Annotated in this window: 19 protein-coding genes and 1 rRNA gene; 2 read left to right on the top strand and 18 right to left on the bottom strand. The window is 50.4% G+C overall.

Annotation, left to right across the window (positions count from 1 at the left end; all coding sequences use genetic code 11):
• Positions 1-230 precede the first annotated feature (230 nt).
• From HA050_RS06260 to dusA, 17 genes are all read right to left on the bottom strand, one after another.
• Positions 231-3,470 carry a pilus assembly protein gene (locus tag HA050_RS06260; protein WP_166823548.1) on the bottom strand — a complete coding sequence of 1,080 codons (3,240 nt, stop codon included), beginning with the start codon at positions 3,468-3,470 and terminating at the stop codon, positions 231-233.
• An 18-nt stretch (positions 3,471-3,488) separates the two neighbouring features.
• The gene (locus tag HA050_RS06255; RefSeq protein WP_166823546.1) at positions 3,489-4,082 is read right to left on the bottom strand and encodes a hypothetical protein; all 594 of its coding nucleotides are present in this window, start codon (positions 4,080-4,082) and stop codon (positions 3,489-3,491) included.
• Between the two features lie 44 nt (positions 4,083-4,126).
• Entirely contained in the window at positions 4,127-5,317 is a 1,191-nt protein-coding gene (locus tag HA050_RS06250) for a PilW family protein (protein WP_166824496.1), read from the bottom strand.
• 1 nt (position 5,318) lies between these two features.
• Complete coding sequence (locus HA050_RS06245; RefSeq protein ID WP_166823544.1) at positions 5,319-5,843, bottom strand: type IV pilus modification PilV family protein; 525 nt, start codon at positions 5,841-5,843, stop codon at positions 5,319-5,321.
• Between the two features lie 5 nt (positions 5,844-5,848).
• Positions 5,849-6,490 carry a GspH/FimT family pseudopilin gene (locus tag HA050_RS06240; protein ID WP_166824495.1) on the bottom strand — a complete coding sequence of 214 codons (642 nt, stop codon included), beginning with the start codon at positions 6,488-6,490 and terminating at the stop codon, positions 5,849-5,851.
• 2 nt (positions 6,491-6,492) lie between these two features.
• On the bottom strand, positions 6,493-6,903 hold the full coding sequence (locus HA050_RS06235; RefSeq protein WP_205836325.1) for a type IV pilin protein: 411 nt from the start codon (positions 6,901-6,903) through the stop codon (positions 6,493-6,495).
• Positions 6,904-7,288: 385 nt separating this feature from the next.
• On the bottom strand, positions 7,289-10,732 hold the full coding sequence (locus HA050_RS06230) for a pilus assembly protein (RefSeq protein ID WP_166823538.1): 3,444 nt from the start codon (positions 10,730-10,732) through the stop codon (positions 7,289-7,291).
• 60 nt (positions 10,733-10,792) lie between these two features.
• The gene (locus HA050_RS06225) at positions 10,793-11,440 is read right to left on the bottom strand and encodes a pilus assembly PilX family protein (protein WP_166823535.1); all 648 of its coding nucleotides are present in this window, start codon (positions 11,438-11,440) and stop codon (positions 10,793-10,795) included.
• Positions 11,441-11,453: 13 nt separating this feature from the next.
• Positions 11,454-12,635, bottom strand: coding sequence for a PilW family protein (locus tag HA050_RS06220; RefSeq protein WP_166824493.1), 1,182 nt, complete (start codon positions 12,633-12,635; stop codon positions 11,454-11,456).
• An 11-nt stretch (positions 12,636-12,646) separates the two neighbouring features.
• A complete protein-coding gene (locus tag HA050_RS06215) occupies positions 12,647-13,177 on the bottom strand; it encodes a type IV pilus modification PilV family protein (protein WP_166823533.1) in 531 nt (176 codons plus the stop codon).
• Positions 13,178-13,182: 5 nt separating this feature from the next.
• Entirely contained in the window at positions 13,183-13,827 is a 645-nt protein-coding gene (locus HA050_RS06210) for a GspH/FimT family pseudopilin (RefSeq protein ID WP_166824491.1), read from the bottom strand.
• A gap of 13 nt (positions 13,828-13,840) precedes the next feature.
• Positions 13,841-14,260, bottom strand: a complete 420-nt coding sequence (locus HA050_RS06205) for a type IV pilin protein (protein WP_166823531.1) — start codon at positions 14,258-14,260, stop codon at positions 13,841-13,843.
• 307 nt (positions 14,261-14,567) lie between these two features.
• A complete protein-coding gene (gene hemW / locus HA050_RS06200; RefSeq protein WP_439898214.1) occupies positions 14,568-15,749 on the bottom strand; it encodes a radical SAM family heme chaperone HemW in 1,182 nt (393 codons plus the stop codon).
• Between the two features lie 232 nt (positions 15,750-15,981).
• Positions 15,982-16,215 (bottom strand): hypothetical protein, encoded by a 234-nt coding sequence (locus tag HA050_RS06195; RefSeq protein ID WP_166823529.1) that lies wholly within the window; start codon positions 16,213-16,215, stop codon positions 15,982-15,984.
• Complete coding sequence (rdgB, locus tag HA050_RS06190; RefSeq protein WP_166823528.1) at positions 16,212-16,808, bottom strand: RdgB/HAM1 family non-canonical purine NTP pyrophosphatase; 597 nt, start codon at positions 16,806-16,808, stop codon at positions 16,212-16,214. Before rdgB ends, HA050_RS06195 begins: the two co-directional genes overlap by 4 nt.
• A complete protein-coding gene (locus HA050_RS06185; protein WP_166823526.1) occupies positions 16,805-17,440 on the bottom strand; it encodes a retropepsin-like aspartic protease family protein in 636 nt (211 codons plus the stop codon). The genes rdgB and HA050_RS06185 overlap by 4 nt, the downstream gene beginning before the upstream one ends.
• The gene (dusA, locus tag HA050_RS06180) at positions 17,441-18,445 is read right to left on the bottom strand and encodes a tRNA dihydrouridine(20/20a) synthase DusA (protein WP_166823524.1); all 1,005 of its coding nucleotides are present in this window, start codon (positions 18,443-18,445) and stop codon (positions 17,441-17,443) included.
• 543 nt (positions 18,446-18,988) lie between these two features.
• Here dusA and HA050_RS06175 point away from each other — a divergent pair.
• The gene (locus HA050_RS06175; RefSeq protein ID WP_166823522.1) at positions 18,989-20,155 is read left to right on the top strand and encodes a M61 metallopeptidase family protein; all 1,167 of its coding nucleotides are present in this window, start codon (positions 18,989-18,991) and stop codon (positions 20,153-20,155) included.
• A 16-nt stretch (positions 20,156-20,171) separates the two neighbouring features.
• Here the strand turns inward: HA050_RS06175 and HA050_RS06170 are convergent, their stop codons facing one another.
• Positions 20,172-20,639 (bottom strand): hypothetical protein, encoded by a 468-nt coding sequence (locus tag HA050_RS06170; RefSeq protein WP_166823520.1) that lies wholly within the window; start codon positions 20,637-20,639, stop codon positions 20,172-20,174.
• 390 nt (positions 20,640-21,029) lie between these two features.
• Between HA050_RS06170 and HA050_RS06165 the strand changes: the two genes are divergently transcribed.
• Positions 21,030-21,092 (top strand): 16S ribosomal RNA (locus tag HA050_RS06165); the annotation flags it as partial.

Below are 21,092 nucleotides of genomic sequence, written 5' to 3'. Positions count from 1 at the left end.
TTTGAAAGATTTTATTGATTTTATTCTGGGCGGGAGGGGCGTGCGGGGCTATAAAAAATGCAATTGTGTCTAAGACCTGGCAAATTCCCTAAGTGCGCGTAAGGGTTTTTTATTATTTGAATGAATCTTTAATGAAAGAGCGCTCAATTACATATTGATGAAAGCATTCTGTTGTTTTTATGTTGAAAGGGGTGTGTATATCCGATGCACACCCCTTAGGTTTTAAATTATTAGTTCACTATCTCTGTCCAAGCTGAGCGGCGGCCTCTTAAGTCAGGTCTGAGCAGCGCTTTCCCGTGTTCTGGTGTGCCATCTGGTTTGATGTCGAGGCTATCATCTTTTTCAGTGATTACACTCGGGATTTGCTTTTGATCATCAAGCATAATGCCGTTTACATCGCTGCCTGTATTGATAGACCGGTCAAATTTCGGATTAGCACACATCCAATTGCTGCTGATTTCCATCGGCAATAAATACTCTCTGCTGATTCCGCCCGCTTCACATGCATCTCCACCCGGAACAGAGGTAAAGAAGCGTGCTTTTTCTCCTCGTGGCAGCGGGTCATTCGCCAGGCGTTCTTTGTTGATGAACATATTGGCGCGCCAGCCCCTGGTTCTTTTATTGCATTCCAGCAGCGCCGCAGGTGTATCAAGCGCTCTGCTGTCGCCTTTGCGGGTTAACTGGATGTCATTCCCATTTTTTTCAAATTGCAGCTCGTTCAATGCCGCAGAGCTGCGTAAGGCAGTAAATGCGGGGTCGATAATGCTGGCACTTGGATCAACTAACAGGCCATAAAACGTATGGGTATCGCTGTTGGCAATATCGGCCTGATTTAAATAGCGCCCGGTTCCAAAGGTTACATAGTGCATGGCTTCGTTAGAAGTGTTTTTGTATTCTGTAGCTTTAACCACAGGGGCTGTGGTGATCGCTTGTGGCGCCTGATCAAACCCGGTTTTAGCAACTAAGGCACCGCTGCCATCTTTGGGATTAAAGCGCCATAAATTGCCCGCTAAATCACCTGCGTAGGCCATTAAAATGGTGTCATCAACGTTTCTGTTTTCAAATAAAACGCCAATTTTAGATAAACCACACAGGCCGGTATTGTTGCTGCAGCTGCTGGTGAAGGTGTTATCCAGCACCCCGGTTGCAGCATTTAAGGCAAAAATATAGCCTTTATTATCTGCATTGTCGTAGCCGCTGCTGAGTAAGACTTTCCAGGTGTTGTTAACCTTTCCTACAACAGGAAAGCCATAGGTATTGCCAAGACGTGTGTCACTGAAGCTCCATAAAAGGACTGGAGTGGTCGGGTTGGTGATATCCAGCGCATAGTATTCACCGCCACCACCACGCAAGCCGCCAATCAGAATGGTTTTCCATGCATTGCCTACTTTGATGTCGGCAATGGTGGGGGCACCATCAACAAAGTATTTGAAATCATTAGTGTAGGCACGCTCTGCCTGTTGCCAGAGGCGTGGAATAACGGTTGGAGGAACAAAAGCCCATTTTTCATCCCCGGTTACCGCGTCAAAGGCATGCAACATGCCATCATTGGCCGGGGCGTAAACCATGGCCTTTCTATTGGTATTGTTGCGTACAAAATCGGCATAGCCTGCATCGCTGTAAGCTTTGTTTGGTTTTTTTACATAGCTGACGCCACCATGAATGACAGAGCCTAAAAAGCCTGTACGTACACGGTATAAGGAGTTTGGATCTTTTGCATCCGGCTTGATCTCATTGCTTTTATCGCCACGCAAATAATTAATCAGAGCACTGGCCGTATTTTGGTTAAGTTGTGCGGAATTAAGTGTGCCATTGCTGGTTTTAAGCGCATTAACGCCTGCGGCCATGGCACTGCGAAGCGCACTGTTTTGGTCGTTAAAATCTGTAAGAGTGGTGCAGGCTCCGGGCGTGCAGGTATAAATTTTCCGGTTCGCATGGCCCAGCACCCCTAGTTTGGAGTTTGCAGACCAGGTAACGGCTTCTAATGCACTGGTTTCCAGGTTGAGGGTGCGTGCTTGTACATCTCCGGTCCAGCTGATGGTTTTAAAAGAGCTGGAGTAAATAGAATTATCCCCCTCGCTCATAAACGAGCTGGATACATCGGAAGATCCCACCGAGGCAGTTTTAGCCTCAATATCGCTGAGCGCTTTAGAGATTCCTGCCGCTACGGCATTGGGGTCTTTGGCGCTGAAGTACTCACCGCCGCCATTTACGGCTGCATGCCATAAATCATCGATCGTAGTCAGAGTGTCACCCACTACCTGGGGCCAGGGCACGCGTTTATTCGTTAGTGGCTCGTAGTCGCTTCTTTTCAGCTGGCCATCCATACCCAGACCCAGCGTATAGGTGCGCATAAGCTGACGCCCTTTGGCTCCATCCGCAAAGGCCTCTACCCCTGGTACGTTATTGGCCATATTGGGACGATTATCATTTTTAAAGTAATACATGGCCACGTCTGCCAGTGTTTCGCTTGTATTGGTGTCATCCCTCATTGGGTAAGGGATATTGCTGGCGTTGTCTTGTTTTCCAATACCCGCATTATTGCCCCTGTTCCAATAACCATCGGTAGTGAGGATGGTGAAATTTTGCTGGCAAGTATATTGCATCGGGTCTGTTACATTTCCCGAAGGGAGCTGGCCGGAATAAATCCTGCCAACTGCATTGAGCGCGCTTTTTAGCGGGGTGCCACCGCCAGGGTAGGTGCCATAGAGCATGGCATACCAGGCCGCTTTTTGAGAGGAGGCATAGTTATCAATATTAAGATAGCGGTCGTTGCTGTAGTAACCACTGGTTAGATTATTGATGGAAGAAAACCCAACGCGATAGCGGTCGCCAATGCTGGAAAAAGCCGCGCCAGCACTGGATTTCATCATCAGAATACGTGTGCGGTAGTAGCTGAACCAGTTGGCAAAATTTTGTCTTTCTGCGGCTGATTTTGCGCTGTTATCCTGGGGGATAACGACTTTTTCCCAGTCTGAGCCGGGCCTTGTTAATGATTGAGCGCATTGGCTGTCTGATGGCATGGTTGCAGGTGCTGGCTTGTAGTTCCAATAAAATGCAGCTTCCTGTCGTGAATTACCATTGTTGGCACTGCCTGTATTATCGTAGGCAAAAAAACCGTTACTAAGGTTGTAAGTTCTGGTGCTGCCGCTGCTAAAGCCATCATACCAGGCCGCTGTAAAGCTGGCATTCGGCATGTCTGTACCATTGGCGTTTTTAGGTGCCAGGTAGGTGGTCTTGGGGTTGTAATATACGCCATTGCAATAGGCATTGTGGTAGCCAACATTATTGCGCCAATTAATAACGCTGTCGGGCATAAAGCTCCATGCCATAGAGCCAGAATCATCAATGATAAACATAACATTGGGTTTGATATCACCCACGCTGAGTGTAGAGAGCGGTTTGTCTGCCGTTTGGGCTGCCCAGCTATTGAGGCTGATGCTTAGAATACTGAGTGCAATAATTTTCATGGTTTTACCTCAAATCGCTTAGAACAGCGTGGCCTGATAAAAAGTAACCGTGTCTTTAGGGCCTTCGATTCGTACGGTTATTTTGTAAATCATTTGATATTCGGAATTTCCCTCGGGCTCATTCGGCGACATTTTTTGCAAGTCGCAAGCGCTTCGGTTTGGGGTTTTTTGCCCCGCCGTGCTGCAACTGCGCTGAATAAAATAGGCTGCTCTGTAGCCATTGGCATTGAGCGCTTCATTTCTTTTTGCCTGAGCCAGTGGGGCGTTTCCGGTTTTGGGATTAGCCCAAACCCAATTAATGCCGCCTGCCCATGCATTGCCGGCAATGGGGTTGGCGGTGTTGGTCGGGCTGTAGCCATTGGTGTCGGATGCACTGTTTAGCTCTGTTGGCGCGACCCGGGATCTGTCTACCAGCCAGAAGCGCGCCTTTTCCAGTGCTACATCCGCTGCTGCGGTTGTGCCCTGGCGCAGGGCCAGATTATTTGCAATCTGGTTGCTGCCTATCATTGATCGGACAAGGGCAATGGCTGCTAATGTCATCACCACCAGTACGATCAGTGAAATCAGCAGTACCAGCCCTTTTTGTCTGTTTTTCAGAGCTTGAGATGGCATATATGCTCGTTTATTAATGGGTTTCACAATATTGGGCACCTGTTTTACGGCGCTGCCGTGCTGATTAAATTAGGCTGATTGGCAAACTTCTGATTGCGCAGCGGCACCACGGTTTCGTGCACGGTGTAGCGGTAGCACTGCCAGTTGGTATCGCTGGGCTGAGCATTACCGGGCTGGTTGAAATTTCCGCCTGCCCATGAGAATGTGGCGTTGCTTGCCGTTGTACTGCAGCTGCCATCCCGTTTGGGTTTTTCGGGATAGTTACTACGCACCAGTACGCCATAGCGAATCGCGATCAGCTGTTGCCATCCCAGAAGGGTTGTGGGGGTTGTATTACTCCAGCTGCTGACGTTATTAGGAATATTGTCGCCATCTGTATTGGTATCAAAGCCATATTCTGCTTTGAGCTGGATGACATTTTCTGTGGTGATGCCCCAGCTGCTTTCATCGATGGTTTTATCTTTAGGCACATCCATGCTGATCAGGCTGCCATCCGTTTTATTATCTGCCTGGCTGCATTGGTTGGGGTTGCCTGCTAAATACACGCAATAGGTGCGGCGAACCATCGTGCCAAAGTTAAATAAGCGCGTGGTGTTCATTGGCAGCGATGCCGGGAAAGGCTTGTTTAATGCAGTGCCATTCCAAAGCGCATTGGCGGTATGGCGCAATAAAAAATCTTTACCGGTTGAGGCGGGCGTACCTGTGCCGGTGCAATCGGCATTGGTGCAAGTCACCTGGAATAAAGGGCAGGCGGTTTGTGCCTGCTTACCCGGATCAGGCCAAACCACAACTAAATCGCCGGCCCGGTACTGGCTTGCCAGTAAGATATTGACGAATTGATCATCATTATTGGTGTGTGTCGTTCCATCACCAAACAGGGCAGGCATACCAGCAGCTTGCGATGTGCTGTACAGCATAGAAATCTGATCGGAGCCACCGGCTACAGTCGTGATGCTTACAGGCACAAGCGGAAAGTTGGTGTAATTAGTATTTTGCGATACTACATTACAGTTCAGTGCGCGGTTTGAGCCAATGCCGTAGCCTGCACGCTCCAGTTCTTTCTGGATTTGCATAATGGCAATCCCGCCGCTGCTTTGAGCATTGCCGTTGCCTAAGGTGGAGCGGCGAAAACCTTCACTGGTATTAAAGGTCTGGTAAATAGCAAGAGAAGCCAGTAGTGAAATCACAATGGCAACCATGATTTCGATCAGGCCAAAGCCATAAGAGGGGCGCATTTTATAATCCACAGCGTATATGCTCCGTGTCCAAAGGGTCTCTGGTTTCTAAAATGGTGGGAATATCAATCACAGTGGTGGCTTCATTCATGCCCTCGTTTTTACCGGCAGCTACCCCGGTTTTGGCACCATTTGGTGTTGGCCAGTTAATGCTGATCGTTACCTGGCGTGAGCAAGGGGTGCTGGTGGCGGGGACGTTTTTTTGCACAACTACTGTGCAAATGGCATTGTTCAGGTTTTTGTCGACCGCGCTCGCCCATTTTTTGGCGTGATCAGAGCCAGGTGCTGCGCTCTTGCATTCGGTTCTTGCCATGGCAAAGTTGTCCAGGTTTGATACCTGGCTGCGCATCTCACCGTCTAATCTCTGGATTAACTGTGTGGCGGTTGTTCGGGAGCTGCTGCTTACCGAGTGCCGCATGGCATTGGCTTGGAGCGCGCTGACGGCCAAAATGCCAAATGAAAAAATACTGATGCCAATTAAACACTCAAGCAGCATCGATCCCCGCTGGGAATAAAGAATAGTCATGGGGCTTACCTCGAGCAGCTGGCTGGATTTTTTTTCGGGGCATCAGGCAGGCAAAGCTGCGTATTGCCGCCCTCATCAACCCGCATGCAAATTCTTGCCGGGTTTTTTACGGTGCTGCCATCGGCAGGCTTTTTATTACAGTCTGCTACGGCCGATTTATCTGCACTGACAATCAGCAGCAAAGACTGATCAGCCCGGCCAAGTGCATCAAAGCGGATCATGGATTGATCTGCAGTGAGCTTAAATTGGGCTGAGTTTCCTTCTGCGACCGTTTTGCCTTCAATAAAGGGGTAGCGGCTTCCGGCAGGCGCAGCTGTGGTGAGGTTGACACAGGCAGGGCAGGCACGAATCAGCCAGGCCGTGCCATCCACGCTGGGGCTTACATTATTGGCATTGCGATTGGTGGCGGCAACGGCGTCATTTGTAAGAATCAGCTCAACATAGCCATTGCGTTTAATCGCCTCTGCACGGGCTAGCTGCACGGCGCTCTGGAATGATTCGGCATAGGTTCTAAGCTGCGTGCTGCGTACCCAGCCCTGAAAAGGCGGGCCAGCCAGCGATAATAAAATGCCAAAGATAAGCAGCGTGATCAGAATTTCGACCAGCGTAAAACCCTGCTGATTACGTTGAGGAAAATGTAAATCCATGATCAGCAGCCAGACTTTTTGCTGACCCAGCAGTTATCAGATTTCGCCCAGCCGCTGGGTGCTGCTGTGGTCGCTCTGATGCCCTGATCATCCAGTGTAAAGGTAAAGCCCGCTGTTTTTCCGCTGCCTGTGGCGATAATGGTAAAGCTTTCTGCTTCCTGGGGATTGCAACTGATGCTGAAGCTTTCTGAGGGTTTGGCGTCTCTTTTGCAATCAAAGGTTTTATATGTGTGATTGTTCATATAAAACTGCTCAAGCTGTGCCCGTATATCGCTCAGCTTGCTCTGGGGCTCTACCAGGCGGCTGCGGGTGACGTAATCGTTGTAGCTGGGGATGGCGATAGACGCCAAAATGCCGATAATCGCTACGGTGATCATGACTTCGATAAGGGTAAAACCGGCTGAAACTCGCATTATTGCTCCTACTGTATTTGAGGGCATAATGCTTACAAGTTGACCATTTATCCAGTAGGCTAAAATGCCTATGGATTTTGATCATCGGTCAATATTTATGGACGAACGGTAGTTGTGGTTTTGAATTGCAGGTTTTAAACGATTATTTGATGAATATGGCTGCAAAACAGGGAAATATATGCGGGGCACAGCTTTGGGAATATTAGGCTTTACATGATAAATATCATTAAATTCTAATGTTTGTTGCTTAAAAACCACGTATAAAAAAATAATTCGTTGTTGAATTCTTGCAGCTAACGGCCTGATAAATCAGGGTTCCTTATGACTTAGAATATCAAACCGCCGTACCGGCCCTGATGTAAGGGGCCGGTGCGGCGGGCTTGGCTTAGCGCAGAATTTCACTCCATGAAGAGCGTTTTCCTTTCACCTGAGTATTGAGCCTTGCCGAGTCAACAGAGCCTGTGCCATCTGCATTGACTTTAATACTGTCAAATTTAGACGTTGTAATTGAAACCCGGCGTGATGGGTCATCGGATAATTTGCCATCCGAATTTTTGCCTACGCTGATAAATACATTGGTCGAAGGGTTGGCGCACAGCCAGTCTTTACTTAAATTAAGCGGCATTTTGTATTCGCGGCTGATCCCGCCTGGTGTGCAGGAATCTGCGCCAGGAACAATCGAGCTGAATACGCCATAGGTATCAAAAGGAAATGGGTCATTAGGAATTCGTTCTTTACTAATGGGCAAATCAGCCCGCCATCCTTTTGTGCTGTTTTTGCAGCTTGTTAAATCAGTACCCAAGGCCGTGTTGGCGGCTCTTTTTAGGGTAATGGTATCAAAATTGCCATCGCCATTACTAAAGTCACCCGCTACTGAATTAGGGCAGTTATTAGATAAGCTGGTGCCATCAATACCATCCAGCGTGCTGACTGTGCCACCCAGATTGTCTTTAATGGTTTTGTCGCAGGTTTTATCAATTACTAATTCAATTAAAGAGCCGGATGTACCTAAATTATTAAAGGCAGAGTCAATGGCGCCTAAGCTGGGGTCTATTAATAAGCCATAAATGGTTTGGGTATCGCTGTTGCTCATATCGTTTTGGTTTAAAAAACGCCCCGTTCCAAAGTTCACATAATGGGCGGGAATACCGCTGCTGTTTTTATAGGCGGGCATTTCTTTAATCAGCGGAGCAGAGCTGATGGGCTGGCGCAGTGCGCTGGTGCCTGTGGTTGCGGCTAAGACGCCATTGCCCTGTGCGCCTGCCACATCAAAGCGCCATAAATTACCGGCTAAATCACCCGCATAGACCATTTTGATGGTGTCATCAACATCCGGCTCAGTAAATAAAGCGCCAATTTTGGATAGCCCACAGGTGCCATCGGTGGCGGTGCAGGTGGTGGTAAAGGTTTTCTCTAAAGCGCCGGTATCAGCGTTTAAGACAAAAAGGTAGCCCTTGTTATCGCTATTGTCATAGCCCGCTGTGAGCAAAACTTTCCACTGGCCTGCTATTTTACCCACTACCGGGAAACCGTAGGTTTTACCGAGGCGGCTGTCTGTAAAGCTCCATAAAGGAGCGGCAGGCACCGTGGCCGAAGGGTTGGTAATATCAAGGGCGTAGTACTCACCGCCACCGCCACGCAATCCGCCCACCAAAATGGTTTTCCAGCTGCTGCCATTATTGATATCGGCAATGGTGGGCGATCCGTCTACAAAATACTGGAAATTGCTGTCGTAGTTTCTGTCGGCTTGTTTCCACAGGCTGGGCAGCAGGCTGGGGGGAATAAACGCCCATACTTCCTGCCCTGTTGCGGCATCAAAGGCATGCAGCATGCCATCATTGCCCGGGGCGTAAAGCATAGCCCGGCGGCTTAAGTTGGTTCGCGAAAATGCGCCATAGCCGGAATCCGGATAAGCTTTTTCGGATTTTTTAACATAGGTCACACCGCCATGGATAATCGCACCAAGGATTTTGGTACGCTGGCGAAAAAGCGCCGTAGTGGCTGCTAAATCAGGGGCTGAAGTGGTGGGCTCATTGCTTTGATCGCCCCGCAGGAAATCAACCAGTTTACTGCCCGTAATGGCTGTCTGCTGGGCTGCGTTCAGTGAGTTTGCTGTTTTTAAGCTGGTTACTCCTGCCGTAATGGATGCATTGCTGCCATAGGTTGCGGCGTCAAAAGTAGTGAAGCTGGTGCAGCTGCCTGCGCAGGAGTAAATCACCCGAGGGTTACTGCTTAAATTGCGGGTGGCGAGTAAATCTTGGGCAGACCAAAGAGCTGTGGTGGTAAAAGTTGCACTGTTTACATCCACTGTTCGGGCCGCTACATCGCCGGTCCAGTCGCGCGTTTTATAGCTGCTGTTGTAAACCTTATTGTCTGCTGCCGTCATAAACGCGTTGGATACATCGGGCGCGCCCACCGATCCCAGCCTGGAGCTGATATCGTTCAGTGCACTTTTCAGGCTGGCTGCCACGGCATTAGGGTCTTTGGCGCTAAAATATTTACCTCCGCCATTCACCCCCGCATGCCATAAATCATCAATGGTGGTTAATTGATCCCCAACCACCGTTGGCCAGTTTTTTGTGCCATTTTTAATGCCCACAAAATCATTGACGCTGCTGTTTGTATTGGTTTCGTAGTCATCCACATAATTGAGCGTGCCATCCATCCCCAGGCCTAAGGTATAGGTACGCATCATTTGCCTGCCTTCAGGGCCGGTATCAAATGCAGGAATGCCTGGCGCATTATTGGCCATGCCCGTGCGTAAGTCGGTTTTAAAGTATTTCATTGCCACATCGGCCAGATTATTAGATTGGCCTGCTCCGTCGTACATGGGCCTTGGTACGCCGGAACCGGTGTCCTGATTGCCTACAGAGACGCTGTCGCCACTGGCATTCCAGTAGCCGTCGGTGGTTAAAATTTCAAAGTTTTGCTGGCAGGTGTACTGGATAGGATCGGTTACCGCGCTTTTATTGCCTGCGTATATCTCCCCTACAGCCTGTAATGCTGTTTTTAAAGGCGTACCACCGCTGGGAGGAACGCCAAAAAGCATGGTGTACCAGGCACTTTTCTGTGTGCCGTCGAAATCAGAAATATTTAAAAATCCTGAGCTGGCAAAGTTATTCGAAGACAGTCTGCCTATCCGTGAAAAGCCAATGCGATAGCGGCTGTCCATATCCGCAAAAGCAAGGCTGGCACTGGATTTCATCATCATGATACGGGTGCGGTAATAGCTAAACCAGTTGGCAAAATTTTGTCGTGCAGCCACCGATGCCGCGCTGCCATCACTGGGAATTTTTGTTTTTGTCCAGGAGCCGGTTGTGAGTGTGCTGGTTGATGAGGGCAGCGATGTATTGCATTCTGTATCCGGTGGTGTGCTGGTGGAATAAGTCCAATAAAAAGCCGTTTGTAGCGGTGCGTTGGCACCGCCGGTTACATTGTCATAAGCAAAAAAATTGCTGGATAAATTATATGTGCTGCTGTTATTTGGGCCGCCCGAGGTGCCTGTATTAAATCCGTCATACCATGCAGCCGTGTAGCTGGCATTGGCTTTACTTGTGCCGTCGGCATTTTTTGGGGGGAGGTAAGTGGTGGCCGGGTTGTAATACACCCCATTACAATAGGAATTGTGATAACCCACTCTTGTTCGCCAGTTGCTCACGCTATCTGGCATATGGCTCCAGGCCATCGAGCCGGAATCATCAATTGTAAACATAATATTGGGCTTTACATCGCCGGTGGTTAAGGTTGACAGCGGTTTATCAGCCGTTTGCGCGGCGAAGGTGCTGACGCTAAGGCCAAGCCATCCCAGGGTAAACAGATTGAGTTTCATGATGCTTGGTCCTTAATAAAAACGGCTTGAGTGCCGGGCTGCCGGGTGAAACTTGTTGGCTTAATAAATAGAGGCCTGATAAAAGCTGACGGTGTTTTTAGGGCCTTGAATTCTTACCGTAATCAGGTAATTCACATTAAAAGATGTTTTTTCTTTCAGGCAATTGGGGCAGGCTTTCACCAGATTGCAAGGGTTGCCCGTAGCCGCAACGGTATCAATCACCAGCGTGGGGGCAGCGGCGTTGCTGCAGCTGCGCTGTATTAAATAAGATGCACTAAAGCCATTCGGGTTTGTGACTGTGGCCGTACTGGTGGCTTGTGGCATAGCGGCAGGCGTGCAGGGTTTGGGGGTGCAGGTGGTGGCTACCCAAACCCAGTTGCTGCCTGCCCGCCACTGCGTGCCGTCATTCGGGTTAATCGGGCTGACGGTATTGGTGGCGCTATAGCCATTGGCTGCAGAATCTGCATTTAATGTGGCGGGTGATGTGCCGGAGATGGCAATCAGCCATTGGCGCGCTGTTTCAAGCGCCACATCGGCAGCGGCGGTGGTGCCCTGGCGCAGCGACAGATTATTGGCAACCTGGGTGCTGGTGGTGATGGATCTGATCATGGCGATACCTGCCAGGGTCATAATCACCAGCACAATTAAAGAGATAAACAGCACCAGACCTTGCTGGTGGTTTTGGGCAGGAATACGTGGCGTGCTCATGCTGTCGTCTTCCTTAGAGATTAGTGGTGGGCTGATTGAGCAAAATCTGATTGCGAAGCGGTACTACGGTTTCATGCACGCTGTAGCGGTAGCATTGCCAGTCGGCATTGGTGGGCTGGGTAAACACATCTGCGCCTGACCAGCCTAAGTAGTAGGCTGCTGTCGTGAGGGTAAATGCATCACTGGGCGTGGCGGCGGTGTAGTTATTTGCACTGTCGTCAACGCAGGTGCCAGCCCGGTTGGGTTTTTGCGGATTACTTGCGCGTACCAGCACGGCATAGCGGACGGCCAATACTTGAGCCCATTGTGCCGGGGCGGCTTTTTGCCATGTATCAACGTTATTTGGAATCGCATCGCCATCTGCATTGGTATCTAAACCGTATTCGGCTTTCATTTGAATCACATTTTCTGTTACTACTTGCCATGCGCCATCGGCTGCAGCTGTTGCATCCAGTGCATCCGCGCTCAGCAGCGAGCCGTGGATTTGGGGGCCGGCCCCCGCGCAACCATTGCTGTTGCCACTGAGATAAACACAGTAAGTGCGCCGGGTGAGCTGGCCAAAATTATATAAACGCGTGATTTTGCTTAAAGCCGCCGGGAAGGGGGAGTTAAGTGTTGCAGAGTTCCAGGCATTTGCTGCATTGCCAATGGCAAAACCATCGGTTGAAGCGGGTGTGCCGGCGCACGGCGTGGCATTGGTGCAGGTCACCTGAAACACCGGGCAATTGGCCAGCCCCGATTGCCATGCAATCACCAGATCATTAACGGCCATGCTTTGCCCGCCTAAAACATTGGCAAATTGAGTATCGGCATTTCCATGCTCAATATCGGCCAGCTGGGCCACCTGCCCTCCGCCAATAATGCTGCTGCCATATAGAAACGTGAGGCTGTCTGATGTGCCAGCGCTCTGGATTAACACCGGAATAAGCGGAACATTATTCAGCGCGGCTACCCTGGAAACCACATTGCAATTAAGTGCGCCCGCATCTCCAATACCCAAGCCAGATCGTTCTGCATCTTTTTGTATCTGCATCACGGCAATCCCGCCATTGATTTGCGCGCCTGAGCCGCCCATGCTGTTGCGCCTGTAGGCCTCATTTACACCAAATATTTGATAGATAGAAATCATGGATACCAGTGCAACAACCACTGAAACCATGAGTTCTACTAAGCCAAAACCGCTGGACTGGCGCATAGCATGTCTCTTTAGTTATTGCACAGAGTGCCGTTAGGGGTGTCGCTCCACACTGTCTGGATATCCGACACATTGGTGGCAACATTCATTTGCCCGCCGCTGCTGTCTGTAATGCCGCTGGCACCGGTCAGATCGCCACGCCGTACCGGCCAGGAAATGGTTACGGTGGCCCGGCGAAAGCACCGGATCGTGCGCCCGGCTGCGTTATCGTTATCAATGACTATGGTGCAGGTGGCGCCTGGCAGCTGCGCGGCAACGGCTCTGGACCAAATTCCTGCTGTGGACGTTGCGGAGGCTGATGTGCAGCTGGTCATCCGGAAACTGTCTAAATTGGCGGTGGCTGGATTCACCCTCATCAGGCCATCTATCCTTTGCATCAATTGCATGGCGGATGTGCGTGAAGAGGTGCTCGATACATGGCGCATGGCGTTGCCTTGCAGGGCCAGAACAGACAGCACGCCAAATGAAAAGATCGTGATGCCTACCATGGCTTCCAGCAGCATAGAGCCGCCTTGCTTAATGCGGGAATGCTTATAAATCATGGCCTCTAGCTCCTGGCACAAGAACTGGGGTGGGTTGCCGGTGCGTCGGGCAGGCACATTCTGGCGTTACCACCCCGGTCTAAAACAACACAAACTCTGGCGGGGTCAGTCACCGGCCCGGTGCCTGCAAGGCTGCACGATGCGGGGGTTGCCGCTGCTGCGGTATCAGCCACAATTAAGTTAAATGCCGCATCGGCCCTGCCTAAGCCGTCAAAGCGGATTAAGCCCGCGCTGGCATTGAGTGCAGGGGGATTACTGCTGCCACCTTCTGCCAGCACTTTTCCACCAATAAAGGGGTAGGTTTCTGCTGCTGTGGCTGCGGTTGTGATATTGGCGCAGGTTGTACATTCGCGGATCAGCCAGGCCGTGCCTGTTGCGCTGACCGTTACAGCATTTGCATTTCTGGCCGCATCCGCCCCAACTGCACTATTAGTTAAAACAAGCTCTATATAGGCATTGCGATTAATGGCTTCTGATCTGGCGGTCTGAACTGCCGTTTGAAAAGATTCGGCAAAGCTGCGCAATTTAGCGCTGCGTACCCAGCCTTGAAACCCGGGCATGGCAATCGCGGCCAGTAAGCCAAAGATAACAAGCACAACCATAACTTCTATCAGGCTGAAACCATGGTGCTTTTGTGGGAAGGAGTTCATTTTGCAGGCTCGCCTAACAAATATTCGGTTTTCTGCTGACCCAGCAATTATTGGGAGAAGGGTTAGACCAGCCTGCTGCCGTAATTGCCGAAGTCTTTTGGTTAAGGTCATCCAGCGTGAAGCTGAACCCGGTCATTTTATTGGTGCCCGTTGCGGTAATCGTGAAGGTATTGGCCGTTTGCGTGGTACACGTGATGCCAAAGTTTTCATTCCCCACTGCGGCCTGTGTGCAGGTGAAGCCCACGTAAGTTCTGTTGTTTACAAAAAACTGCTCCAGCCGCACCCGGGTATCACTGAGCTTGCTTTGTGCCTCTACCAGGCGGCTGCGGGTTACATAGTCGGTGTATTGAGGAATGGCGATTGCGGCCAGGATGCCGACGATGGCAATGGTGACCATGACTTCAATCAGGGTAAATCCGTGTGGGTTTCGCATATCCGCCTCGTTTGCCTTAGTCGATTTGCTTTATTTGTTTGTCATTCCTATGGAATATTAATCAGCATTTAATGATTTAGCGAAAGCATGCGAGCAGCGGGGGATTTTTGAGGTTGAATGGTTGGCTTTGCCGTTAATCGGCAGTGAATGGCAAATAAAAAAGCCCCCTGCGGCTGAAGGCAGGGGGCTTGTGATGGCAAACTAAAAACAAATGGCTTCGTTGATAAAACGGCTTTTCTCCGTGAAACACCAAGCTCTCTGGGGCGAAGTGTTTCAAGATCCGGGTTTTGATGCGTAATAGCCTTGATTAAGGCAAAAACCGCTCCAGCAGCGTATTTAAAAACCGCTGGCCGCGTAAGGTAGGCTGGATATGATTAAGCTGGCGTTCTAATAATCCATCGGTAACAGCGCGTTCAATCTGGTGAATGACTTTAGTCAGCGGCAAGCCGGTGCGCTCTTCAAACAGGCTTAAATCAAAACCACCCGTGAGGCGCAGGGCGTTGAGCATAAATTCAAACGGCAACTGCTCTAAAGTAATGTGCTCTTCGGTTTGGATGGCCGACCCCGCCGCCATTTTTTGCAAATATTCGGCCGGCTGTTTATAGCGCATCTGGCGGATGATTTTGTCCGGGAAACTGATCTTGGCATGCGCTCCCGCGCCAATCCCCAGGTAATCACCAAACTGCCAGTAATTGAGATTGTGTTTAGCCTGGCGCTTAGGCTGGGCAAAGGCGCTGGTTTCGTAATGCTCAAAGCCTGCGGCGGCCAGCTCTGCTTCGATGGCATCGGACATATCGGCGCTGCAATCTTCATCCGGCAGTGCAGGCGGATAGCGGTGGAACAGGGTATTAGGCTCCAGCGTCAGGTGGTAGGCCGATAGATGCGTGGATTTGCAGGCAATGGCGGTGCGAATATCCAGCAGCGCCTCGGCCAGTGTTTGCTTGGGCAGGGCATACATAATATCCAGATTAAAATTATCAAAATGCTGATGGGCAATTTCGATAGCGCGATGGGCCTCTTTATCATCGTGCACACGGCCCAGTGCTTTAAGGTGCTCTGCGTTAAAGCTCTGAATTCCAATGGATAAGCGCGTGACGCCTGCGGCGCGGTAGCCGGCAAATTTTTCGCTCTCGAAGGTGCCGGGGTTGGCTTCCAGCGTGATTTCGGCATCGGGGTGTAAGCGCACGCGGGCCCGAATCCCTTCCAGCAATTGATTAATCGCCTCAGCAGAAAACAGGCTTGGCGTGCCGCCGCCCATAAAAATACTGCTAATCGGCCTGCCCCACATCAGCGGCAAACAGGATTCTAAATCCGCCAGCAGGGCGGCAATATACTGCTGCTCAGGCAGAGCGCCTTTTTGCGCGTGCGAGTTGAAATCGCAGTAGGGGCATTTTTTAATGCACCAGGGAAAGTGAATATACAGCGCCAAAGGCGGTAAGGCAGAAAGCGCCCAGTTAGCTTTGCCGATGGGCATGGAAATCGATTGCATGGTGTTCACTTCTTATGTGGGGCGGGGGTATATCTTGATTAAGCTAAACCTTGCACCACAGAGAGTGCTGAGGGCACAGAGTTTCACAGAGAGAGCATAGGAAACTGAGGTAAATAATGTTTAGCTTCTTTATCAAAACGTGAAGAGTGGTTTTCTCTGTGTAACTCTGTGCTCTCTGTGGCATCGCGGGTTCAAGATTTGGGTTTTTTGCGTACTAACAATTTATCAATCGTTATTTCTGATAAGGGTTATGCAGCTCATCCACCAGCCTGTGCAGCACGGCTTTGATCTGGGCTTCTGATACTTCCATCAGCAGCCCGTCTTCCAGTAAATCCTGAGCCATTTGTTTTAGCTCATCCAAATTCTCATTCATCACTTTTACTTTTTCGGTGCAGGACACCACCGATTCATCGTCCCGCAGCCATGTGGCCCAGCGGGTTTCACCCTGATTCACCGTAGTGCTCATAAGCCGGTTTCCTTGAGTTTAGCGATCAATTCACGTAAAGCTTTACCGCGATGCGAGATCTGGCTTTTTTCGTCTGCGCTGATTTCAGCTGCGGTTTTGCCAAACTGCGCCAGCAAAAACAGCGGATCATAGCCAAAACCTCCCTCACCCCGGCTGGTTTCAAGGATTTCTCCCTGGCAAATCCCATCGCTAATCAGCGGCTGCGGGTCATCCGCATGGCGCACCAGCACCAGCGCGGCGTAGTAATAGGCACTACGATCCGCTTGCCCAGCTAAAGATTCGACCAATTTCTGATTATTACGCGCATCCGATTTTGGCTCGCCCGCAAAGCGGGCCGAGTGCACACCCGGTGCTCCGCCCAGTGCATGCACACAAAGGCCAGAATCATCGGCAAGCGCAGGCAGGCCGGTAATCCGGCTGGCGTGGCGGGCCTTTTCCAGCGCGTTTTCAATGAATGTGTGGTGCGGCTCTTCGCACTCGGCCACACCCAGCTCGCCCTGCGGAACTATCTGAATATCCAGCGCGGCAAACAGGCGGTTAAATTCTTTCACCTTACCAGCGTTATTGCTGGCTAAAACGATGCGTTTCGTCATTGGTAATTCTTCTTTTGTAAGATAAGCAGCTCTTGTTCGCGCTTCATTTGAAAGCGATTCAAAACACTATTGCCAATTAATAAAGGGCCGTTGTCCTGATCGCGCACACTGGCTTGCACATTATTCAGCAGCAGGGAGCCAATGCGAATCTGCGCAATCGTAATTTGCCAGGATTTAATGATGCCATTGGCTGTTTGTGTGCGGGCCTCGATACCTTGCTTGTAATCCACGCCCATATTGCTGGCCAGATTACGCGACATAGATAAAAGGCTGGCCCCGGTATCAATAATGCCGCGCTGGCTGATGCCACGCACGGCAATATCGGCATAATAATGGCCTTGTGCATCCGGGCTTAGCGTAAGGCTGCCCGCACTGTCACTTTCTGCCCTGGTGCTGGCGATATAACCCTGGCCCAATAAAAGCTGACGCTGGCGTGTGCCTATCATTACAGTCGCTTGCTCGCTGCTCACTGCCAGTAATTTCACCTCGCCCATTTGCTCACCAATTGCCAAAGTCTTTTTTTGCCCATCAATCAGCAAAATGCCCTTATTGCCCATCGCCGCCAGCAGTGTCACTTCGGTGGCGAATGCAGGCGGGATCATCAATGTCAGTAAAAGGGCGAGTCGCTTCATTTAAGGGTGGCCTTTAGTTACTTCACGCAGCGCGCTTTCAATCAGCTGGAAGTCAGCATCTTTAAGTAATTTGGAATCAGACAACATCCGTCGCCAGGTTCTGGCACCCGGCTGATGTTGGAATAAGCCCAGAATATGGCGGGTCATTAAGCGAATCGGTAAGCCCTGCGCCATTTCTGCCTCTATAAAGCGGCGCATGGCGTGCATTACCTGCACGCGGGAGGCCGTATGCGCTGCGCCACCATAAAACAACTCGTCCACCTGCGTCAGAATCCACGGGTTATGGTAAGCCTCGCGCCCCACCATCACGCCATCCAGATGCTTTAAATGCTCTGCCGCCTGCTCATGCGTAGTAATACCGCCATTCACAATGATTTCCAGATTCGGGAAATCCTGTTTCAGCTGATAAGCATAATGATATTTAAGCGGTGGAATCTCGCGGTTTTCTTTAGGCGACAAGCCTTTTAAAATCGCATTACGTGCATGCACAATAAAGGTATTACAGCCCGCATCAGCTACAGTGCCCACAAAATCGCGCACAAAGTCGTAGCTTTCTTCATTATCAATGCCGATACGATGTTTGATGGTGACATCAATATCCACCACATCTTTCATCGCCTTTACACAATCGGCCACCAAACGCGGCTCCGCCATCAGGCAAGCACCAAACGCGCCGTTCTGCACCCGCTCGGAAGGGCAACCCACATTCAGATTAATCTCGTCGTAGCCCCAGCTCTCGCCAATTTTGGCGCAAGTGGCTAAAGCTATCGGGTCAGAGCCACCCAGCTGCAGCGCAATCGGGTTTTCAATCTGATCAAAATTAAGATGTCGCTGCTTATCCCCATGAATAATCGCCCCGGTCGTCACCATCTCGGTATACAGCCAGGTGTGCTTACTCAGCAGCCGGGCGAAGTACCTATAGTGGCGGTCCGTCCAGTCGAGCATGGGTGCAATGGAGTAACGACGGCTGGGTTTTATGTCTGTAACTGCTTGATGTTCTTGCATAATTTACTTCTACTTTTGTGTGCTGATTAATCATGGAGCATTTTTCTCTTAGCATACAGTTGCTGTTGCTACACAAGAGCGGTAAAGCGCAGCACTGTGGTGCTGGTTTAGCGCCAGGAAAAAATGAAAACCACGATTTAAAGAAAGGCTGTTGGCCGCATTGTCCTATTGGGGGAGGGGTGGGGTCAAACTTGGTGGTCTGATAGGTCTGTTTGTAAATGGCACTGGCAGGGGAAAAGCTTCATAAGTCAGTAACACACACAGCGCATAGAGTGTGAATACCGGATGAGAGGAGGGGCTATTGGACTGTGTGCTTTGCAGTATGTTGTTTTGGCAGATGAAGTATTGATCTGGATTGCTGGTGATTATTACTTGGGTAATGTGCTCATATTCTGTACGGTTTACGTTTCTATTTCTGTGCATTGGCCTGTTATGTCTTTGTATAAACTCTGCTTTTTTTGGGGCCTTGCTTCTTCTCAAGCCTTGGCCGCGCATTATCAAATCTCGGTTTTTCCTGATACTCCCACGCAATTACAGGCCACTTTGACTGATTTTCCAGCCAGCACTCAGGATAGGGTGTTGCGTTTGCATGGGGTGGGCAGGGGCTTGGTTTCGCAGTTGCTGGTGCCTCAGTGTGCAAATCAGCCGCTGCTTTCGCCAAAGCCTGGCGAGTGGGTGTTGCCTGCGGGATGTAACAAAGTGAGCTGGGGGATTGATGTTCAGCCTGTCCCTGGTGCCGGGGTGGATTCTTCCGAGCAAAAGAGCGTTTATTTTCAGGATAAAAAATGGTGGTTGTTATCCGAGCCGACTTCTTTATTACGTTTGGATGGGCAGGCAGAAGATACGCTCCGTATTGTGGGGCCGGGTTTACAGCAGGGGGCGATGGCGGCCTCTGCCGGGCAATGGCGTGTGCCGTCTGAAGGTGCGCCAGAATATTATGCCTTTGGCAATCTGGCTTTAAGCCATCAGCAGCTCGGGCCGTTTAGTGTGGATTATGTGGCCGATGATGCCGCCGGGGTGGCCAGGCTGCAGCTGCCCGTGTTGCATGCAAAGGCGCTGCGTTATCTGGCGGCAATTCTGCCCCCGGCGAAGAGCATCTCAGCAAAAGATCGCCATCTTTTTGTGCTGTGGCTGGGCATTGATCATCAAAAAGGCCGTGCCGGTGGTGCTGCGGGGCATCGCTCGTTTTTGGCCAATTATATAAAAGGGGCTGAAAACACGGAGGCCAGCACTGCGCTCACTTTGATGATTCTGGCTCACGAGCAGTTTCACCAGCTGGCGGCGATGTCGCTTACGCATAAAGTGAAATCGCCAACCTGGGCTGGCGAGAGTCTGGCGCATTACTATGGTTTAAAAACACTGGCCCAAAGCCAGCTGCCAGAGAATGTGCTCGCCAGGTTGCGCGGGCATTTTATCCAGCCCGGCAAAGTGCCTGAACAGGGTCTGCTTGCCTTAGAGCGCCAATATCAGCAGGGCGATCGTAGTGTTTATTCGCTGTTTTATGCTCAGGGTGCGACGTTTTGGGCTGAAGTAGACAGGCTTTTGCAATCGGCTAGCCAGAATAAACGCAGCCTGGATGATTTTTTACCCCTCTTGCTCGCCCATGATTTTACTCAGGCAGGGCAATTGCCCCCTTCGTTTGTATCGGCGCTGCGCCAGGTGCTGGGAGGGGATTTGGATACCGTGCTGGTGAAATACCTTGGCCAGTAAAACGTGGCGATTGGGTTTATTTAGCCAGCTCCAGCTCGTCCAAACCAAAAAAGCGTTGCCTGCGTTTGATTAAGTCCATTGCCAGATGCAGCGTTTCAGTGCTGTGCATCAGTTCTAATGTGTGATGGAACATCTCGGTTTTGTGCATATTAAGCAGGCCATCCACGCAGCGATATACGCGGCGGCGGGATTCTTCTGCTTCGTCAAATTGATGCACCCAGTCGCAGCCTTGCTGCGTGGCGTATTTATCGCCAATGGCCAGAGCCAGCAGCGTTTTCAATTCACCTATATATAGCGTCTCCCATGCCGATCCTGCTGTGGCGGTCAGGCCGGTGATTTCCAATACAGATTTGTCATCGGCTAGATTAAGGTGTTGCAGGCTGGTGAGCAGCGTGGTGCATTCGGTCTCATCCAGCAGCTGGAGTCTTAATATAGCGGTGCGGATTTCATTGCAAATGCGCTGAGTGTGCTTCTGCTTAGGCATAGGGTGCTCTGTTTGAGGGGAAATTGATAAACCGGCAGCTAATTTACAGGGTGCTTCTAAAGGCTGCTTCAGGAATTTTCTGGCAGTGCAGCATGCTGGCGCTTGTGACTGTATTTTCTTACTATTTAAAATCATATACTTACCGCATTGCCTTGGCTTTATTGCAAGCAAGGTGTTGACCAAGTTAGCTAAGCCCCGTATATTTCGCTTCCTCGCTGCAGCACACACGGAAACGAAGTGATGCAGAAGCAGCGAAACGATCTTTAAAAAAATACAGTCGATGAGTGTGAGTGCTTGATTCGGAAGCGAAACAAGTGCTTGCATTAGTAAGGAGTAACCAGCGATGGTTGCTCTGAATAAAGTAAGCCAGTAAGTACTAGCTTAGCGATTAAACTAAAGAGTTTGATCCTGGCTCAGATTGAACGCTGGCGGCATGCTTTACACATGCAAGTC

It is taken from the genome of Iodobacter violaceini, assembly GCF_011601265.1.
GTDB lineage: Bacteria > Pseudomonadota > Gammaproteobacteria > Burkholderiales > Chitinibacteraceae > Iodobacter > Iodobacter violaceini.
Note: the sequence above shows the minus strand (reverse complement) of the source record. Positions and strands in the feature narration are given on the sequence as shown.

Coding starts and splice junctions, on each gene's coding strand:
- HA050_RS06245 (WP_166823544.1), bottom strand. CDS start 5,843: ATGACTATTCTTTATTCCCAGCGGGGATCGATGCTGCTTGAGTGTTTA.
- hemW (WP_439898214.1), bottom strand. CDS start 15,749: ATGCAATCGATTTCCATGCCCATCGGCAAAGCTAACTGGGCGCTTTCT.
- HA050_RS06195 (WP_166823529.1), bottom strand. CDS start 16,215: ATGAGCACTACGGTGAATCAGGGTGAAACCCGCTGGGCCACATGGCTG.
- HA050_RS06235 (WP_205836325.1), bottom strand. CDS start 6,903: ATGCGAGTTTCAGCCGGTTTTACCCTTATCGAAGTCATGATCACCGTA.
- HA050_RS06170 (WP_166823520.1), bottom strand. CDS start 20,639: ATGCCTAAGCAGAAGCACACTCAGCGCATTTGCAATGAAATCCGCACC.
- HA050_RS06260 (WP_166823548.1), bottom strand. CDS start 3,470: ATGAAAATTATTGCACTCAGTATTCTAAGCATCAGCCTCAATAGCTGG.
- HA050_RS06230 (WP_166823538.1), bottom strand. CDS start 10,732: ATGAAACTCAATCTGTTTACCCTGGGATGGCTTGGCCTTAGCGTCAGC.
- HA050_RS06220 (WP_166824493.1), bottom strand. CDS start 12,635: ATGCGCCAGTCCAGCGGTTTTGGCTTAGTAGAACTCATGGTTTCAGTG.
- HA050_RS06215 (WP_166823533.1), bottom strand. CDS start 13,177: ATGATTTATAAGCATTCCCGCATTAAGCAAGGCGGCTCTATGCTGCTG.
- HA050_RS06185 (WP_166823526.1), bottom strand. CDS start 17,440: ATGAAGCGACTCGCCCTTTTACTGACATTGATGATCCCGCCTGCATTC.
- dusA (WP_166823524.1), bottom strand. CDS start 18,445: ATGCAAGAACATCAAGCAGTTACAGACATAAAACCCAGCCGTCGTTAC.
- HA050_RS06205 (WP_166823531.1), bottom strand. CDS start 14,260: ATGCGAAACCCACACGGATTTACCCTGATTGAAGTCATGGTCACCATT.
- HA050_RS06250 (WP_166824496.1), bottom strand. CDS start 5,317: ATGCGCCCCTCTTATGGCTTTGGCCTGATCGAAATCATGGTTGCCATT.
- rdgB (WP_166823528.1), bottom strand. CDS start 16,808: ATGACGAAACGCATCGTTTTAGCCAGCAATAACGCTGGTAAGGTGAAA.
- HA050_RS06240 (WP_166824495.1), bottom strand. CDS start 6,490: ATGGATTTACATTTTCCTCAACGTAATCAGCAGGGTTTTACGCTGGTC.
- HA050_RS06255 (WP_166823546.1), bottom strand. CDS start 4,082: ATGCCATCTCAAGCTCTGAAAAACAGACAAAAAGGGCTGGTACTGCTG.
- HA050_RS06225 (WP_166823535.1), bottom strand. CDS start 11,440: ATGAGCACGCCACGTATTCCTGCCCAAAACCACCAGCAAGGTCTGGTG.
- HA050_RS06210 (WP_166824491.1), bottom strand. CDS start 13,827: ATGAACTCCTTCCCACAAAAGCACCATGGTTTCAGCCTGATAGAAGTT.